Source organism: Prevotella sp. oral taxon 317 str. F0108 (genome assembly GCF_000162415.1).
Lineage (GTDB): Bacteria > Bacteroidota > Bacteroidia > Bacteroidales > Bacteroidaceae > Prevotella > Prevotella conceptionensis.
This window is the reverse complement of record NZ_GG740072.1, coordinates 841,995-859,415: the sequence shown is the minus strand read 5'-3', so window position 1 is coordinate 859,415 and position 17,421 is coordinate 841,995. Positions and strand designations below refer to the sequence as shown.

The window sequence follows — 17,421 nt, the reverse complement described above, 5'->3', positions numbered from 1 at the left end:
CGCAGAGTAATATGTACCAAAACGCGAGGTAAAATGCTGCAAAATGCATCAAAAAGCCATAAAAAACACCGTTTTAAGGGATATTTATAGGCATTTTGAATATTTTGAATGAAAAATTGCTTGGTGGCGTTTGGTTGATCACTTCATATCGTTTTGCACCACTAATACATGCTAAAAAGCATGTATTTGGGCCTTATTTATCGTAAACATCGATAAATCAGGAGGTTACAAACTTTAAAAATACGCGTGAAAATCCGACCGATGCCTGGAAATTTTACGGCGAGGGCACTCATAATGTTAAAATTTGGTACAAATGTTTTACAGTCTTGTGGGCGTTATTCTGAGCCAATGCATGACTTTGTTGAATTTAATCCTTGTGCCACCAAAAGAATACTTACATAGAAGAACTTTCGGGAAGAATGATAGTTTGAAAGGGGGCTTACTTTTCGAAAACGAAATCCGCAAAGCCTATTGATGGGCATTATGGATAGAGGAACTGAGCCGATTTGAAGTTTAGCGGACAGCAACAAACAGACTACCACTGCTATCGAAAAAACGAACCCGATGAACTTATCCCGAATTGGCGAAAGCAATGTAAGGCAGCTATGGCTCATTAATGAAAAAGCCTGCAACCAAAGAAGTTGGTTGCAGGCTTTTATTAGCTATAAATGTAGGACTCTTTCGCCCAAACGATGTCGCTATACAACTTTAAATTCATCCGCAGAAGAAAAGTACAATGAGCTGCGCCGTGAAAATACGCAAGAACATACTTAGCGGATAAACCGTGGAGTAGCCAATACCAGGTGCCTCGCGCGAGCAAATCTGGTTGGCGTATGCTAATGCGGGTGGGTCTGTACAGGTACCTGCAAGCATTCCCATGATGGTGAAGTAATTAAACTTGTATACCAATCGGGTGATTGTGCCGACGATGAGGATGGGAATAACTGTTATGATGAAACCAGTGTACACATATTTAATTCCATCACCTTGTATAACAGTGTCCCAAAAATGCGCACCCGCCTTTATTCCAACGCTTGCAAGGAAAAGTGCCAAGCCTATTTCTCGAAGCATTAAGTTGGCTGATGTGGTTGTGTAGGTTATCAGCTTGAATTTATAACCGAAACGCCCAATAAGAATGGCGATAACCAACGGACCGCCAGCGATACCCAACTTGAGGGCGGCAGGGATGCCTTGGATGTGCAAAGGAATGCTTCCGAAAAGTATTCCCACGATGATGCCAATGAAGATTGTGGCCACATTGGGGGCATCCAAACGGCGAGCAGAGTTGCCAAGCACTTCGGCTACACGGTCAACATGGTCTTCGGGACCGACAGCTACTACGCGGTCGCCGATTTGGAAACGGTGGCTTGGACTAGCAAAGAGGTTCATGCCTTGGCGAGTAATACGCGTGATGTTAACGCCATATACGCTAGTAAAGTGCATTTCGCGCAGCAATTTGCCATTGATGGCGGGGCGGGTAACCACAATGCGCTTAGAAACAAGGGGCTGTTCCTTGTCTTCGTAAGCCCATTCTTCTGGCAGCTTTTCGCCGATAAACACCTGAATGGCCTCCGCATCGCTCTCTGCGCAGACAATAAGAGCTTCGTCGCCTACCGAGAACACTGTATCTTGCTGAGGAATGACCACTTTCCCATCGTGATACAATCTGGTGCATACCATATCGCGGTTTAGGAACTCGGAGATTTGGCCAAGCGTTCGTCCGTCAAGATACGAGTTATTCACCCTCACGTGCATGATATGTGGCTTGGCGTGTGGGTCTTCGTTTTCTTGTTCTGCAAGTTTTTCCTCTTCCTCTTGCAGGTCAACACGGCAGATGTACCTAACGGCTATAGTTGCACCGATAATACCTAGCACACCCAAAGGATAGGCACACGCATACCCCGAAGCTATTTGCGGTAGACCATTGGGGAACGATTTCTCCATACTTGATAGAGCTTCGTTGGCTGCACCAAGACCAGGCGTGTTCGTTACTGCACCCGAAAGCGTTCCAACCATCATGGGGAGCGCATTGACGTCCGTAGTGTCGAAGAAGATGAAGTAGCAGGCAAACATCACAGCTACGTTCAACAAGATAAGGCTCACAGAAAGTAAGTTGAGCTTGATGCCGCCTTTCTTGAAACTTTCGAAGAAACCAGGGCCAACCTGCAAACCAATACAGAAGACAAAGAGGATAAGCCCAAAGTCTTGCATAAAGGTTAAAATGTTAATTGGAGCTGTGAACTTGATGTGTCCGGCAAGGATACCAACAAACAAAACGAAAGTTACTCCGAGCGATATTCCGCCAATTTTCACTTTTCCGAGTAACACACCGCCTGCAATGACGACGGAGTAGAGCAACACGATGTGCGCCACTGAGTCGTTGGTGTTAAAAAGAGCAATTAACCAGTCCATTTTTTTCGAGGATAGGGTTGTTTTTAATAGTTAAACATGTTGTTTGAGTGCAATTTAATTTTGTTCTTGTTGGTCGATGGCTTTTATCTTTTGTCGAACGAGTTCCAAGTCGTCTTTAAGTCTCGTCACTTTCCTGTTCATCTCATCAACAAGACTGTTACCTTTCTTGCTTTTGGCGGTAAGGAAGCCCAAGTTGTTTTCGTAAGTCTGGATTTCAGATTTCAAAGCCTCATACCGACGCATCAACTTGCCACGTTCGTTGTCAACCACGTCGGCACCTTTCTTTGCAAGGTTCTTCAAGTTGCTCTTAAAGTCGTCCAGTTTCTGGCTGGCTACCGAAATGTTCAGTTCCTTGTAAAGCTTGTCTACCGTATCGTGGAAATGTGCGTAAACCTTATCTTTCTCGTTGAAAGGCACATGGCCGATAGCGTTGTATTCTTCTATCAGTTGCTTGATGGTTTCGGCGGCATTGTCTGGCGTTGTTCCCATCATCTCTTTCAGCTTTGCGATAACAGCTTTCTTCTTGCTTAGGTTCTCGCGTTCTTCGCCTCTGGTACCAGCATGAGCTGCATTGCGGGCCTCGAAAAAGTGATTGCAGGCCGTGATAAAGTCGTTCCAAAGTTTATCGCCAAGCTTTCTAGGCACCATACCAATAGTTTTCCACTCCTTTTGTAGGGCAATAAGCTTGTCGGCAGTAGACTTCCAATCTGTGCTTTCAGACAATTGGCGTGCCTTTTCCACCAGTTCTTTCTTCTTTTCAGCGTTTTGTGCGTACTTCTCTTTCATGGCTTTGAAGAAGTCGGCTTTACGCGAGAAGAATACATCGCATGCAGTTCTGAAACGTTCGAATATCTTCACATTCATCTTTTGCGGAGCAAACCCGATGGTTTTCCATTCTGCTTGTATGTCGATAATCTCCTTTGTACGCTTTTCCCAGTCGGCAGCGCCTTTGTTTTCTGCTGCAACGATGGTCTCCACCTTTTCGCAAAGAGCAGTCTTTTTAGCAAGATTTTCCTCTTCGTTGGCACGCATCTCTTCGAAATGTTGTTGGTGGCGCTTGTTTATTACCGTAGAGGCAGCCTTGAAACGCGCCCATATCTGCTCGCGTAGTTCTTTGGAAACAGGGCCTATTTCCCTATATTCCTGATGCAATTCTTGTAGTTGGTGGAATGCGCTGATGATGTCTTTCTCATCAGCTAAGCGCTCTGCGTTCTCACAAAGTTTCTCTTTCAACTCCAAGTTTTTTTTGAAGTCGTATTCTCTTGCCTCGTTGTTAAGTTTGAGCAAGTCGTAGAATTGCTCAACATAGAGTTGATAATTGCGCCACAATTCGTTGGCTTTATCTGCTGGAACGGCCTTGATTTCTTTCCATTGCTGTTGCAAATCCTTAAATGCCTGATACGACTTGTTGGCTTCATCTGGCGATGTAGCCATAGCTTTTATCTTCTCTATGATTTCAGTTTTCTTCTGGAGGTTTTCTTGTTTTTCTTGTTCTTGTTCCAGAAAGAGTTTCGCCCTTCTTTCTTTTATAACGCCCATCTGTGCTTTGAACGCCTCTTCAATGGGGTCGGGTGACACTTGATAGGCCTCAGGGTCGCCGCCATTCTCCAAATATGCTTTTTGTTCGGCATCGCGTTCAGCAATGTGCAGTTTGTAGAATGTGGTTTTAAGGTTATCTATTTCCTCTTTGTCTGGTGTCTCGTTCTCGGCCACAATCTCTGTTGCTCGCCTTAGAATTTCTTCTTTAGACTTATAGGTCTTTTTGCTAGTATCGTCTGCTGCGTTCTCTAGCAGGGCTTTCTCTTGAGAGTCCATCATTTATTATGATTTAGTTGATTATAACAATTACACGTTGGTTGATTGCGGTGCAAACTTAAATAAAAAAGTCGAAAGCACCTAATTTTAGTACATCTTTTTTTACTATTCTACTTTTAAAGCAAACGTTTCGCCCGCAAAATCCACCACGACAGCCCCGAAACAAGGAACGAGAGGATGATGGCCACGGCAAATCCCCACTTGCTTTGCTCCATTCCGTTGATGAGGTTCATTCCGAAAAGCGAGGCGATGAGTGTGGGAAACATCATAATGATGCTCACCGAGGTTAGTGTACGCATCACTGTATTCATGTTGTTGTTGATGATGCTCGAATAAGTGTCCATTGTAGATTCGAGAATGTCCGAATATATGCTTGTCGTCTCTCTTGCCTGAGTCATTTCGATGCTCACATCCTCGATGAGGTCGGCATCCAATTCGTCCACTTGCAGTTTGAATTTTAGTTTCGACAGTAGGTTTTCGTTACCGCGAATGGAAGTGTTGAAATAGGTAAGCGAATCTTGTAAGCGGCTCAGTCCGATTAGCGACTCGTTGTTTACGTCTTGGTCTAGGTTATGTTTTGCTTTCTCTATGAGGATGTTTATTTGTTTAAGGCGTTTTAGATACCACACGGCGGACGAGAGAAAGAGACGGAATATCATGTCTACATGGTCGGTGAAGCCCGCTCCTCGTTTCTGCTGATAGCTTACGAAGTCTATCATCATATTGGTTTCGTAATAACAGACAGTGATGGTTACGTCGCGTTTGTGAATGACACCCAAGGGGACGGTGGTGTATGGCGTTCGCGAACGTATCTCCTTAACGTATGGTATGCGAAGGATGATGAGCATCCAGCCGTCGTCGTATTCGTAACGGGCGCGCTCGTCGGTGTCGCTGATGTCTGAAAGGAAATAGTCGGGAATGTTAAAACGTTCTTCAAGAAGGGCTTGGTCTTCTTCTGTTGGACACGTAACCTGTATCCAGCAATTGGGTTGCCACTCGTCAATGACCTTTAATGCAGAATTGAAATTCCAATATGTTCTCATAATGCTAATCTTCAAATAAAACGGAGCAGAAGATTAGCCTGTTTGAGCTTAACCTCCTACAAAAAAGATAAATCTATCCGAATGATAATCGTCCATGTATTGGGTGTTATTATTTCTATGGTGCAAAGGTAATCAAAAATAAGGAAACAACGATTGGGTTTTCTTAAAAAACTTTATCGTAAAGGGTTTGTTTGCATGACGAGGGGCATGCCTGGCTCAATGGTATGGAATTTAATTGTCAATTCATTTTCAATGAGGTTTTTGTTTTTAATATATTTCAGGCTTACCTTACCTAATCTACACCTTATATTATAAGAGGCTGTAGAAAGAGTAGGAGTTAAAGGCCTAACAAACATGATAGGTAACAATAAATGACATGCTTTTCAGAAATGTTCTTGCCATTTGAAAATCAAGTCTTTCCACCTCTCATCTATGTGCCACGGAATAACAGAAAAATAATAGGTAAATAAATGTGAATTGCAAAATAAATGCACTCCAAAGTTTGTAAAGAATAAAACTTTTCCATATCTTTGCATCAGCTAATATCTGAAAGGCAGTGCCCCATGAAACGCACCCAATAAGGGAATAGAAGGCCATGAACATCAATAGAGGGGAAACAACGCCTTGATAACATCTATTTGTACCGTGCATCATGAAAAATAATAACATCAAGAAGGCATATTGCCTCATTGCATTTTTGGTTCATTTCACCTGTGCCAATGCAGTACAGGTGAGCCAAGGAGCAGCGTTCGACATTGCAAGTAAATACTTTAAAAAGCCCGAACTCGTAACAAGAAGTACCTTAAAGCCTGAGGGCGACCCCGCATTCTATATATTCACCAACAGCGGGCACAAGGGGTTTGTTATCGTTTCAGGCGAAAGCGACCTGCCACCAATATTGGGATATGGCAATCGGTTCACGCCAAACGAGGCCAGGCTGCCCGACTATTTCTATTCGTTGCTGCGCCATTACGAGCTGTTGGTAATGGCATATCGCTGCAACAGGGTTGGATTTTCAAAGTCTGTGTTAAATGTGAAGAAAGAAATAAAGCCGCTCTTGTCGTGTACTTGGAACCAAGAAATGCCTTTCAAACTCCATACTCCAAAAGACAACAACGTGAACATGCCAACTGGCTGTGTTGCAACAGCAGTTTCTCAACTGATGTACTACAACAAATGGCCGACTAAACGTCCGCCAAAGTTTGTTGATCAGTCAGGAACGAATGCCCAAAAGAGTAGTGTTTATCTGTGGAATGAGATAAAAGACAATAGCACACAGATGGGCGAGGTGGGCAAAGATGCCGTTGGCGTGCTGCTTAGCGATGTGGGGAAGGCTGTAAACATGAAGTACGAAGCCAAAGGAAGCATATCTAACATGCAGTGGGCATTAGATGCCTTGCGCAAGAATTTTGACTATTCAGTGAAACATATTAGTAAGGAATACATGCCCAAAGGGATGTTTTATGAACTTGTAATTAACGAATTGGCCAATGGCTACCCCGTACTCATTGGCGAAAGCAGTCATTCGTTCTTGCTCGATGGCATCGACAAGCAAGGCTACATCCACGTAAATTGGGGGTGGGCAGGCGAAAACGATGGTTGGTTCGACTTTGCCACGCTCTACACTCCGCTCGACGACGAAGTCTTTGGCACCGATATCTTCGCCTTGGAAATGGAAGCGGTGCTGGCTCATCCTAAGACTGGACGCCATGTCCAATTTAAAAACATTAGGGGATTGGAGGCACAAGCTGTTGATGCATTTAAGTTCTTACAGCACGAGGTACCCAGAAACTTCCCCATCCAAGCCTGCTTGAAGAATATCGGTACATACAACGAAAGCAATGGCGACCTAGGTCTCTTTACAGGTAAGGTGGGATTGGCGGTATATGATATGAAAGGTAAGCTGATTAAAGTTGTGGAATTTAAAGACCCGGCCCTGCAATGGTCGAGCATGTTCATCACCAAGGATCTTCGGTTTAACAACATTAACCTTGCCGAACTGCCCAATGGCACGTACACGGTGAAACCTGTCTCCAACGAATTGGTGGCCAAACCCGATAAGTTTTCTGGCTGGCAACCCATTGCTTACAGCAACACACAAACGCTTGTGGTTTCTAAAAACAAGGTGAGTGTTGAGACGTATGAATGGAAAGACAAACGCATGGACTATACATTTAACGCAAATACAAGGCTAAGCGCTAAGGAAAAATAAGTTTGAAGGCTTGCAGTTGTTGTGAATATCTTTATCCACCGCCGAATAATATGGTCGAAAAACGTTCGTCAGCCTACCACGTCACACCATGTACAAGGTGTGGTGTCGAGCGGACGATGCTACTTTTGGGTACGTCCTGTTTTCACTTGGTCGTGTCAATTTTCGTTTCTCATAGCAGGAAATGCGCGTTTTCTAACCTTTGCAATGGCCAGACAAACATTGGCTTTGTACGTAGGGTATAACGAAAACGCGCCTTCCTTGGTTTAAGAATTAATTCTCCATGTCGGGCCAACTGCTCTAAGCATTTTCCAATTGGTTGTCATGTACAATGAATAACTCATTATTTGGCATTAGGTTATCCCGCATTCTTCAAACACACGCTATTAAACCTACCGCAAGGATAACATTCACAACCTAACAAAACCGATCTTACTTATCACCTCCATTAAAGAGTTGTCTCGGAATGGTTTTTATCTTGAACCCCTTAAAAAACACTAAAAAGATGATGCCTTTCGCTGTAAAATCAATAACTTTGCACAATAGCGCATACAAACACCACCATCAAGGCAATTATGCGCGTATCGCGACATGCTGAACGATAACGCGCAAGACCTTGCACGATGGTGCAACTTTCACATAACCTATTATATCATTGCTGTATGAAAGATTTCTTAAAATCCGCACTTGCATCCGCCCTCGGAGTGCTTATTTTCTGCCTCTGTTGTTTTGCTTTCATGATAATGAGCATCATTGGCATGATTGCTTCGGCCGACACAGAGACAAAACTGAAAGACAATTCCGTATTGACAATCAACCTTTCTGGTACCATCAGCGAGATGGCTGCCCCAGACGTGTTGGGCTTTTTATCGGGCAACACCATCGAAAACAATGGGCTGAACGACATGTTGCTGGCCATCAGAAAAGCAAAAAACAATGACGACATAAAAGGAATATACCTTGAAGCAGGGCCATTGGTGGCAGGATTCTCCACACTGCAAGAGTTGCGCGATGCCTTAGCCGACTTTAAGAAGAGCGGCAAATGGATTGTTGCCTATGGCGACACCTACACCCAAGGCTGCTATTACGTGGCATCCGTGGCCAACCACATTTTCCTTAACCCACAAGGGCAGGTAGATTGGCACGGATTGTCTTCGCAACCCTATTACATTAAGGACCTCGCCGCCAAGTTCGGCGTGAAATATCAAGTTGCGAAGGTGGGCACATTTAAGAGTGCAACGGAGATGTTCACCGAAACGAAGATGAGCGATGCCAACCGCCTACAAGTATCTATGTATCTCAATGGACTATGGGCCAATGTTTGTAAGGCCGTTTCCGAGAGTAGGAAGATAAGTATTCCCGCCCTTAACACATACGCTGACGAATATCAATTGTTTGCCGATGCACAGAGCCTTGTAAAGAAACGTTTCGTAGACAAATTGCTTTATGCCGACCAAGTGAAAGGCGAAGTGAAGAAACTGCTTGGCATCGATTCCGACAAAAGCATCAACCAAGTAGGCGTTACGGCGATGTGCAATGTGTCACAAGACGCTGACACCGACGACGGAACCATCGCCATCTACTACGCTGAGGGCGAAATTGTACAGATTGCACCAGGCGGAATGTTTAACAATAGCACCAATATCGTGTCGAAAGACATTTGCAAGGACCTTGAAGACCTCAAGAATGATGATGACATTAAGGCCGTTGTGCTGCGTGTTAACTCACCCGGAGGCGACGCTTATGCCTCTGAACAAATTTGGCATCAAGTGACTGAACTGCGCAAGAAGAAACCCGTAGTTGTGTCGATGGGCGACTATGCAGCCTCAGGAGGTTATTATATGAGTTGTGGAGCTAACTGGATTGTGGCCGAACCCAACACTTTAACTGGCAGTATCGGCATCTTTGGCGTGTTCCCCGACCTTAGCGGGCTAGTTACTGAAAAGCTTGGAGTGAAGTTCGACGAGGTAAAAACCAACGCCAACAGTGCCTTTGGCAACGTTGCTGCACGCCCTTTCAATACAGCAGAGATGGCTATGCTCCAAGGTTATATCAATCGTGGCTATGCAACTTTCCTTAATCGCGTATCCCAAGGGCGGAAAATGCCTGTTACCAACTTAGACAAGATAGCCCAAGGACGTGTGTGGCTAGGCGCAGATGCTTTGAAAATTAAACTTGTAGACCAACTAGGAGGTATCAAAGATGCCGTAGAAAAGGCTGCACAATTAGCTAAAATCAAGGATTACGGCGTGTCCGAATATCCTGCACCGGCTAGTTGGCAAGACCAATTGTTCAATAGTGTGGTTCCACGCAACACGCTTGACGAACAATTACGATTAACTCTTGGTGCCGCTTACGAGCCTTTCATGCTTATTCGCAAAATCAATCAGCGCGAAGCCATACAAGCTCGTCTGCCGTTAGAACTTAATATCAGATAAAAATAAACATGAGGACAGAAGGCGATTTCATCAAAATCCACGAATGGCTCACGCCTTTAAGCTGGCTCTATGGGTTAGGCGTAGGGTTTCGTAACCTGCTGTTTAGACTTGGTGTGCTCAAGTCCAGAGCGTTCGATATACCCGTAATATCAGTGGGTAACATCACCGTTGGCGGTTCAGGCAAAACCCCACACGTGGAATATCTTGTGTCGCTACTGCTGGATAAGATGAAAGTTGCCGTTCTCTCGCGAGGATATAAGCGAAAGAGTAAGGGCTATGTGTTGGCTAGCAACGAAAGCACGATGTCGCAAATTGGCGATGAACCCTACCAAATGAAGCAGAAATTCCCGACACTGTATGTGGCCGTAGATAAGAAAAGAACGCGGGGCATAGACAGATTAACGAGTGATGAACAAACAAAAGACGTTGATGTGATATTGTTAGACGATGCTTACCAGCACCGTTACGTTAAGCCAGGGGTGAACATACTCCTTGTAGACTATCACCGACTCATCATCTATGACAAGCTTTTACCTGCTGGGTGTTTGCGCGAACCACAAGAAGGCAAGTCGAGAGCCGACATTGTGATTATCACCAAATGCCCCAAAGACCTGCGACCAATGGAGTATCGGGTGCTGATGAAAGCCCTAGACCTCTATCCTTATCAGTCGCTCTACTTCACCACGTTGGTGTACGACGACCTAAAACCTGTCTACGGAAAGGGTTCCATTGCACTGAACAGCTTGCCAAAGGCATGCAATGTGTTGCTGCTCACAGGCATTGCATCGCCAAAGCAAATGCAAACCGACTTAGCTGTGTACAAATTCAACCTGCACCAGCTTGCTTTTCCCGACCATCATAACTTCTCAAAAAAGGATGTTCGCACCATTAACAACAAGTTCGCCGAACTTCCTTCGCCAAAGATAATCATCACCACAGAGAAAGATGCATCGCGCATCAAGTTCATAGAAGGATTCGAACAAGAAGTTAAGGATAACATGTACGCCTTGCCAGTACGCATCCAATTTATGCTGGAACAGGAGGAAAGCTTTAACAATAAAATTATAAACTATGTACGAAAAAATTCAAGAAACAGCATCCTGGTTAAAACAAAGGATGACAACAAGTCCCAAAACGGCAATCATTCTCGGAACGGGGCTGGGCCAATTAGCTTCAGAAATAACTGACAAATACGAGTTCCCCTACAACGAAATACCTAATTTTCCCGTTTCCACTGTCGAAGGACATGCAGGAAAACTTATCTTTGGCAAGCTGGGTGGCAAGGACATCATGGCTATGGAAGGGCGTTTCCACTTCTATGAAGGTTACGATATGAAGGAAGTTACGTTCCCCGAACGTGTGATGTACGAGCTAGGTATCGAGACACTCTTCGTTTCTAACGCATCGGGTGGCATGAATCCCAACTTCGTTATCGGCGATTTGATGATTATCGACGACCATATCAACTTCTTCCCCGAACATCCTTTGCGTGGAAAGAATTTCCCAACTGGTCCGCGTTTCCCCGACATGCACGAGGCTTACGACAAGCAGTTGCGCAACCTGGCCGACCAAATAGCCAAAGAAAAGGGCATAAGAGTGGTTCACGGTGTTTATGTTGGCGTATCTGGTCCAACCTTCGAAACCCCTGCCGAGTATAAGATGTACCACAGATTGGGCGGCGATGCCGTTGGCATGAGTACCGTTCCCGAAGTTATTGTGGCACGTCATTGCGGCATTAAGGTGTTTGGAATGAGCATCATCACCGACCTTGGACTGGAAGACCAGCCCGTGGAAGTAAGCCACGAGGAGGTTCAGGTGGCCGCAAACAAGGCACAACCGCTGATGACCGAGATAATGAGAGAGATTATCAAGCGTAGCTAAGGATTATAGTTACAATTCAATATCTACTGAATAGAGGGGCGGCATCGGCTTTTCCACAACCTTTGTGGCAATCGAGATGCCGTTCCACTCAGTATGGCAAACATCAAAACATGGTGTTTGTCCTGCCATATTGCCAGCCAAAACAAAGCAATTGCTTTTTGTAAATGCAAGTAACGGCTGGCATTCATCCCTAGAAATAAATAACAGACAATGACAGAAATATCCGCCCTTGGCGAGTTTGGACTGATAAAGCGCCTAACAAAAGACCTCAAAACCAACAACGACGCAACCCTATATGGCGTGGGCGACGATTGTGCCGTGCTGCATTATCCCGATAGCGAGGTGCTTGTCAGCACCGACATGTTGATGGAAGGCGTGCATTTCGACCTCACTTACATCGACATGTACCACTTAGGTTTCAAGTCGGCACAAGTAAACATCAGCGACATCTTCGCCATGAACGGCACTCCTCGCCAACTCATCGTAAGCTTGGCACTAAGCAAACGCTTTAAGGTGGAAGACCTTGAAGAGTTTTACGCAGGACTGCGCGCTGCTTGCGAACAATGGAAGGTAGATATTGTTGGCGGCGATACTACATCGTCTTACACGGGCTTAGCCATTAGCATCACTTGTATCGGCGAATCTCCGAGAAATGAAATTGTTTACCGCAACGGCGCAAAAGACACCGACTTGATATGTGTGTCTGGTGATTTAGGAGCGGCTTACATGGGCTTACAACTTCTCGAAAGGGAGAAAACCGTATATTACCAACAAGTAGACGAGGCCAGAAAGAAGAACGACCAACTGGCTCTACAACAGCTAAAAGCCTTCCAACCCGACTTCGCCGGTAAGGAATATCTCTTGCAAAGACAATTAAGGCCAGAGGCCAGAGGCGACATCATTAAGCGATTGCGCGAAGCTAATATCAAGCCTACCGCGATGATGGACATTTCTGATGGGCTTAGTAGCGAACTGTTGCACATCTGCGACCAAAGTAACTGTGGGTGTAGGGTTTTCGAAAAGAACATCCCCATCGACTATCAAACAGCGGTGATGGCCGAAGAGATGAATATGAACGTAACCACTTGCGCCATGAATGGTGGCGAAGACTATGAGTTGCTGTTCACCGTTCCCATTGGCGACCATTCCAAAATCGAGCAAATGGAAGGCGTCAAACTCATTGGACATATCACAAAGCCCGAGTTTGGTAAACAGCTTGTCGCTCGTGATGGTACCGAGTTCGAGATAACAGCCCAAGGTTGGAACCCTTTACAAGGGCAATAGGTCTCTAAGGCATCCCGTATGCCATTCTCTGATGAGAACAAAAGCTTTGAAATACAATTTTCAAACAGCAGGACTACCATTTGCATTCCATGTGATGGTGCTTCTTATTAAGCTCCCGATTTCACGATGAAATCGGGAGTTTTTGTTATATCCCATAGCAAGTGTGCCTTGTTCTAGTGGGTTTGTTCAAGCCGTTGCACATGCACATACATACACACATGATTGTTTTTTTTGTCTAGTTTTTAGTAAGAAATTTAACATTAAGAGTGCCCTTTTTGTCTACCAATCGTCCACCTTGGCACAAAAAATCGATTCTCGCGAAGGTTAGTTTTGATTCAAAAAGGGGGTAGCATGTGCATACGGCAAAATGAATATTTATTTAAAGGAACTGTCATTTGCACCCATTTTGGGGCTATTAGCGGCTAAATGTACCGCAATATGCCGCTAAATGCAGTGCGTTTTGGTGCTAAATGCAGTGCGTTTCGGTGCTAAATGCAAGGCGTTTTGGTGCTAAACGCAAGGCAAAATGGTGCTAAATGCAGTACAAAATGGTGCTAAATGCGATACAATACGCATAAAAATTCACTGCAAAGAGATGGATAATACCTTTTCGAACCATTAAAAACATGGCAGAAAAGGGCGAAATAGTCGCTATAAAGTGGGGTTTTAGGGGTTAAAAGCGGGCAATTGGGATTGAAAAATTACGAGATGTCGACCAAACTAGAAAGGCTAAATGGTGCAAAACGCAGGTCTTATTCTTAAAAGAAGACAAAGCGAAAGGCGTGAAAGACTAGAAATAGTATCATTTTACCTACTTTTTGGCCGATATTTTCGCTAGAATGGAGTTAAATCCTGAGTGTGTTTGTAAAATAAAAGATAATAATTTAAGTTTTGAGTTGCTGATTTTTTGAGTTTGTGACTTGATGAGGTTGTGAGCTGACAAGTTGGTGTTATTTTTGTTTTTTGAGTTGGTGTTGTTTTTTGAGTCGGTGAGTTGAGGGGGTGTGAGGTTGTGAGTTGACAAGTTGTGAGTTGATGAGTAGGTGGGCTTTTGAACTGATGAGTTGATACAATCGGGAGTTGTTGGGTTTTCAGGAGTTTACAAGCCAGTAAATTGATTTGTCAGCACTTTGCATGTGAAAGGGGTGTTTATCTTGTGTTGGCATCACAAAGATAACAAACTACTCTCAATTTATAGACAAGATAAAGATAGAGATGGCAACTTAATACGCTTTTTAAAAGAAAAATATTTTATTATAACTTATTGTTTATCAGTTATATATCTACATATTACTCAATCTGTACTTAACGCCTGTTATTTGCCTAGAAGGAAATTTTCATCTACCAGATATATAGAGAATGCACTAAAACACATCTTGGCAACATGAAGATTAAAAACAAATTGGGTATTGGCCAAGTAAGTGTCGCCACCCATTTTTATGCTTACCTGTTTATGCGTTTGGGCATTCTTTCGGCGGTCAATAGTTAACTTATCGCCAACTAAGGGCTAATTTATCAATTTTCTTTTGTCGTTTCTTTGTTTTGTACTATCTTTGTACATCAAAATAAATCACGATGGAATACATAGCAACAGAACTACAAGGCGTTTTCGTTATCCAACCAAAGGTTTTTAACGATGAGCGCGGTTATTTCTTCGAGTCCTGGAAAAAAGAAGAATTTGAAAAACATGTTGGTAAAGTAGACTTCGTTCAAGACAACGAGTCGAAATCCTCCTTTGGCGTGTTACGTGGCCTTCACTATCAGAAAGGTGAGGCATCGCAAGCCAAATTGGTACGTGTCATTAAGGGAAGGGTTCTCGATGTAGCCGTAGATTTGCGCAAGAGTTCGCCCACTTTTGGCAAATATGTGGCCGTAGAACTGAGCGACGAGAATAAAAAACAATTGTTTATACCTCGCGGTTTTGCCCATGGTTTTCTCGTGTTGAGCCCCGAGGCGGTGTTTACATATAAGGTAGATAACGTTTATTGCCCGCAAAGCGAAACCAGCATTAGGTGGAACGACGAAACATTGGGCATTGAATGGCCCATTGAGTACGACAAGATTGTAACCAGTGCGAAAGACCTAAAAGGCAAAAGCCTGGGCGAGGCAGAAGTCTTTGAGTAACAAAGGCGAACAAACTAACTAAAGAGGAGGAAAGTTAACCTATGAATATAGCTATAGTAGGAACGGGATACGTAGGACTTGTTTCGGGTGCATGCTTTGCAGACACTGGTGCGAGCGTTACTTGTGTAGACGTAGACACCGAGAAAATAGAACGAATAAAGCGCGGCGAGATACCCATCTACGAGCCAGGTCTAGACGAATTGGTGCTTAAAAACGTCAAAGCAGGTCGCCTACGTTTCACTACCTCTTTGGAAAGTGTCCTTAACGAGCAGCAAATCGTTTTTTCGGCTGTTGGAACACCGCCCGACGAAGACGGCAGTGCCGACCTTAAATATGTGTTGCAGGTGGCACGAACCATTGGCCAACACCTCAACAAATACATGGTGGTGGTAACCAAGAGTACCGTTCCGGTAGGCACGGCCAAGCTTGTACGCGAAACCATACAGGCCGAATTAGACAAGCGGCATGCCGACGTAACGTTCGATGTGGCCAGTAACCCGGAGTTCCTTAAAGAGGGAAACGCCATCAAAGACTTCATGAGTCCCGACCGCGTAGTGGTTGGCGTGGAGAGCGAAAAGGCAAAAGAACTGCTCACACGCCTGTACAAGCCTTTCCTCATCAACAATTTCAGAGTTATCTTCATGGACATCCCCAGTGCCGAAATGACAAAATATGCGGCCAACTCCATGTTGGCCACCCGAATATCGTTTATGAACGACATCGCAAACCTATGCGAACGGGTAGGGGCAGACGTGAATATGGTGCGTGCCGGCATAGGAAGTGACACCCGTATTGGCCGAAAATTCCTCTACGCAGGTTGTGGATATGGTGGCAGTTGTTTTCCCAAAGATGTCAAGGCACTTATCAAGACGGCCGACGACATGGGCTATTCTATGGAGGTTCTCAAAGCCGTTGAGCGTGTAAACGAAGCCCAGAAACACGTAGTTTTCAACAAGTTGGCCGCCGCTTTTGCCAAAGAAGGTCTTAACGGCAAGACCATCGCCCTATGGGGACTATCGTTCAAGCCCGAAACCGACGACATGCGCGAGTCTACTGCGTTAGTAACTATCGAGCTGCTTAGGCAAGCTGGTTGCCGTATTAAGGTGTACGACCCCGTGGCTATGCCCGAATGCCAAAGGCGAATTGGTACAACGGTGAACTATGCGAGCGACCTGTACGATGCCGTTAACAATGCCGACGCATTATTGTTGCTCACCGAATGGAACGAATTTAGGTTGCCCAACTGGGAGATTGTGGGCAAAGTGATGAACCGAAAGCTGCTTATCGACGGCAGAAACATATTTGAGAAGAAAGAATTAGAAAGTTACGGCTTTGACTATCACAGCATAGGCCGGTAGAATTACAGATTGTACACATAAGATGATTTTACGAACAAACAACATCCTTGCCTTGTTATGTGCCGCGACGGCTATCGTGGCCTGTGCTCCTAAAACGCCCAAGAATGAAGGGAAAGTGGAAGAAGACAAGGTAGCCAAACAAATGTTGCAAGGCATTTGGATAAATGCCGACGATGAGAGTGTGGCCTTTAAGGTGAAAGGCGACACCATCTACTATCCCGATTCGACTAGCTCTCCTGCTTATTTTCAGATATTCAGGGACACGCTAGTTATTCATGGAGCCGACGATACGGTGAAATACCCCATCGTTAAGCAGGCACCCCACCTCTTTATGTTTAACAATTCGAATGGCGAAACGGTGAAACTCACACTTAGTGAAGATGCACTCGACAAGTTTCAATTCGATAACAACAAGGCGCAAGTGCTAAACCAAAACCAGCTGATAAAAAAAGACACACTTGTTTCGTACGAGGATATGCGTTATCGATGCTACATCCAGGTTAACCCTACCACTTACAAGGTTATCAAGGCTACTTACAACGATGAGGGCGTAGAAGTGGATAACGTTTACCACGACAACATCGTCAATCTCACGGTTTACTCTGGCGCAAACCGCCTTTTCTCTCACGATTTCAGGAAAAACGACTTCAACAAGTTCGTTCCCCAAGATTTCTTGATGCAAGCTATCCTTAGCGACCTCACGCTCTATGGCGTAGATAAGTCTGGTGTGCACTTCAACGCCTTGCTGGCCATGCCCGATTCGCCCAGCTACTATGTGGTAGAAGTTAGTGTTTCGCCCACCGGCAAGCTTAAAATGCAGCTTGGCAAATAGTTAATAGTTATACGCCCACATTCTA

11 protein-coding genes are annotated in these 17,421 nt (G+C 44.7%); 8 read left to right on the top strand and 3 right to left on the bottom strand.

Annotated elements, in window-relative coordinates; all coding sequences use genetic code 11:
* Nucleotides 1-714: 714 nt before the first annotated feature.
* From HMPREF0670_RS03075 to HMPREF0670_RS03065, 3 genes are all read right to left on the bottom strand, one after another.
* Entirely contained in the window at nucleotides 715-2,412 is a 1,698-nt protein-coding gene (locus HMPREF0670_RS03075) for a putative transporter (RefSeq protein WP_019188362.1), read from the bottom strand.
* Nucleotides 2,413-2,466: 54 nt separating this feature from the next.
* A complete protein-coding gene (locus HMPREF0670_RS03070) occupies nucleotides 2,467-4,230 on the bottom strand; it encodes a DUF349 domain-containing protein (protein WP_009229696.1) in 1,764 nt (587 codons plus the stop codon).
* A gap of 113 nt (nucleotides 4,231-4,343) precedes the next feature.
* On the bottom strand, nucleotides 4,344-5,270 hold the full coding sequence (locus tag HMPREF0670_RS03065) for a magnesium transporter CorA family protein (protein ID WP_009229695.1): 927 nt from the start codon (nucleotides 5,268-5,270) through the stop codon (nucleotides 4,344-4,346).
* A 652-nt stretch (nucleotides 5,271-5,922) separates the two neighbouring features.
* Between HMPREF0670_RS03065 and HMPREF0670_RS03060 the strand changes: the two genes are divergently transcribed.
* The 8 genes from HMPREF0670_RS03060 (at nucleotide 5,923) to HMPREF0670_RS03025 (ending at nucleotide 17,396) form a co-directional block, all read left to right on the top strand.
* Nucleotides 5,923-7,482 carry a C10 family peptidase gene (locus tag HMPREF0670_RS03060; RefSeq protein WP_044077649.1) on the top strand — a complete coding sequence of 520 codons (1,560 nt, stop codon included), beginning with the start codon at nucleotides 5,923-5,925 and terminating at the stop codon, nucleotides 7,480-7,482.
* Nucleotides 7,483-8,141: 659 nt separating this feature from the next.
* A complete protein-coding gene (sppA, locus tag HMPREF0670_RS03055; protein WP_009229693.1) occupies nucleotides 8,142-9,917 on the top strand; it encodes a signal peptide peptidase SppA in 1,776 nt (591 codons plus the stop codon).
* An 8-nt stretch (nucleotides 9,918-9,925) separates the two neighbouring features.
* Nucleotides 9,926-11,104: a tetraacyldisaccharide 4'-kinase gene (gene lpxK / locus HMPREF0670_RS03050; RefSeq protein WP_009229692.1), complete on the top strand. Its 1,179-nt coding sequence runs from the start codon at nucleotides 9,926-9,928 to the stop codon at nucleotides 11,102-11,104.
* A complete protein-coding gene (locus HMPREF0670_RS03045) occupies nucleotides 11,034-11,798 on the top strand; it encodes a purine-nucleoside phosphorylase (protein ID WP_009229691.1) in 765 nt (254 codons plus the stop codon). Before lpxK ends, HMPREF0670_RS03045 begins: the two co-directional genes overlap by 71 nt.
* Before the next feature lie 210 nt (nucleotides 11,799-12,008).
* The gene (gene thiL / locus HMPREF0670_RS03040; protein WP_009229690.1) at nucleotides 12,009-13,082 is read left to right on the top strand and encodes a thiamine-phosphate kinase; all 1,074 of its coding nucleotides are present in this window, start codon (nucleotides 12,009-12,011) and stop codon (nucleotides 13,080-13,082) included.
* Between the two features lie 1,575 nt (nucleotides 13,083-14,657).
* Entirely contained in the window at nucleotides 14,658-15,206 is a 549-nt protein-coding gene (gene rfbC, locus HMPREF0670_RS03035) for a dTDP-4-dehydrorhamnose 3,5-epimerase (RefSeq protein ID WP_009229689.1), read from the top strand.
* A 41-nt stretch (nucleotides 15,207-15,247) separates the two neighbouring features.
* Entirely contained in the window at nucleotides 15,248-16,564 is a 1,317-nt protein-coding gene (locus HMPREF0670_RS03030; RefSeq protein WP_009229688.1) for a UDP-glucose dehydrogenase family protein, read from the top strand.
* Between the two features lie 22 nt (nucleotides 16,565-16,586).
* Nucleotides 16,587-17,396, top strand: a complete 810-nt coding sequence (locus HMPREF0670_RS03025) for a DUF4738 domain-containing protein (protein WP_009229687.1) — start codon at nucleotides 16,587-16,589, stop codon at nucleotides 17,394-17,396.
* The last annotated feature ends 25 nt before the right edge of the window (nucleotides 17,397-17,421 follow it).

Coding starts and splice junctions, on each gene's coding strand:
- HMPREF0670_RS03075 (WP_019188362.1), bottom strand. CDS start 2,412: ATGGACTGGTTAATTGCTCTTTTTAACACCAACGACTCAGTGGCGCAC.
- HMPREF0670_RS03070 (WP_009229696.1), bottom strand. CDS start 4,230: ATGATGGACTCTCAAGAGAAAGCCCTGCTAGAGAACGCAGCAGACGAT.
- HMPREF0670_RS03065 (WP_009229695.1), bottom strand. CDS start 5,270: ATGAGAACATATTGGAATTTCAATTCTGCATTAAAGGTCATTGACGAG.
- HMPREF0670_RS03060 (WP_044077649.1), top strand. CDS start 5,923: ATGAAAAATAATAACATCAAGAAGGCATATTGCCTCATTGCATTTTTG.
- sppA (WP_009229693.1), top strand. CDS start 8,142: ATGAAAGATTTCTTAAAATCCGCACTTGCATCCGCCCTCGGAGTGCTT.
- lpxK (WP_009229692.1), top strand. CDS start 9,926: ATGAGGACAGAAGGCGATTTCATCAAAATCCACGAATGGCTCACGCCT.
- HMPREF0670_RS03045 (WP_009229691.1), top strand. CDS start 11,034: ATGACAACAAGTCCCAAAACGGCAATCATTCTCGGAACGGGGCTGGGC.
- thiL (WP_009229690.1), top strand. CDS start 12,009: ATGACAGAAATATCCGCCCTTGGCGAGTTTGGACTGATAAAGCGCCTA.
- rfbC (WP_009229689.1), top strand. CDS start 14,658: ATGGAATACATAGCAACAGAACTACAAGGCGTTTTCGTTATCCAACCA.
- HMPREF0670_RS03030 (WP_009229688.1), top strand. CDS start 15,248: ATGAATATAGCTATAGTAGGAACGGGATACGTAGGACTTGTTTCGGGT.
- HMPREF0670_RS03025 (WP_009229687.1), top strand. CDS start 16,587: ATGATTTTACGAACAAACAACATCCTTGCCTTGTTATGTGCCGCGACG.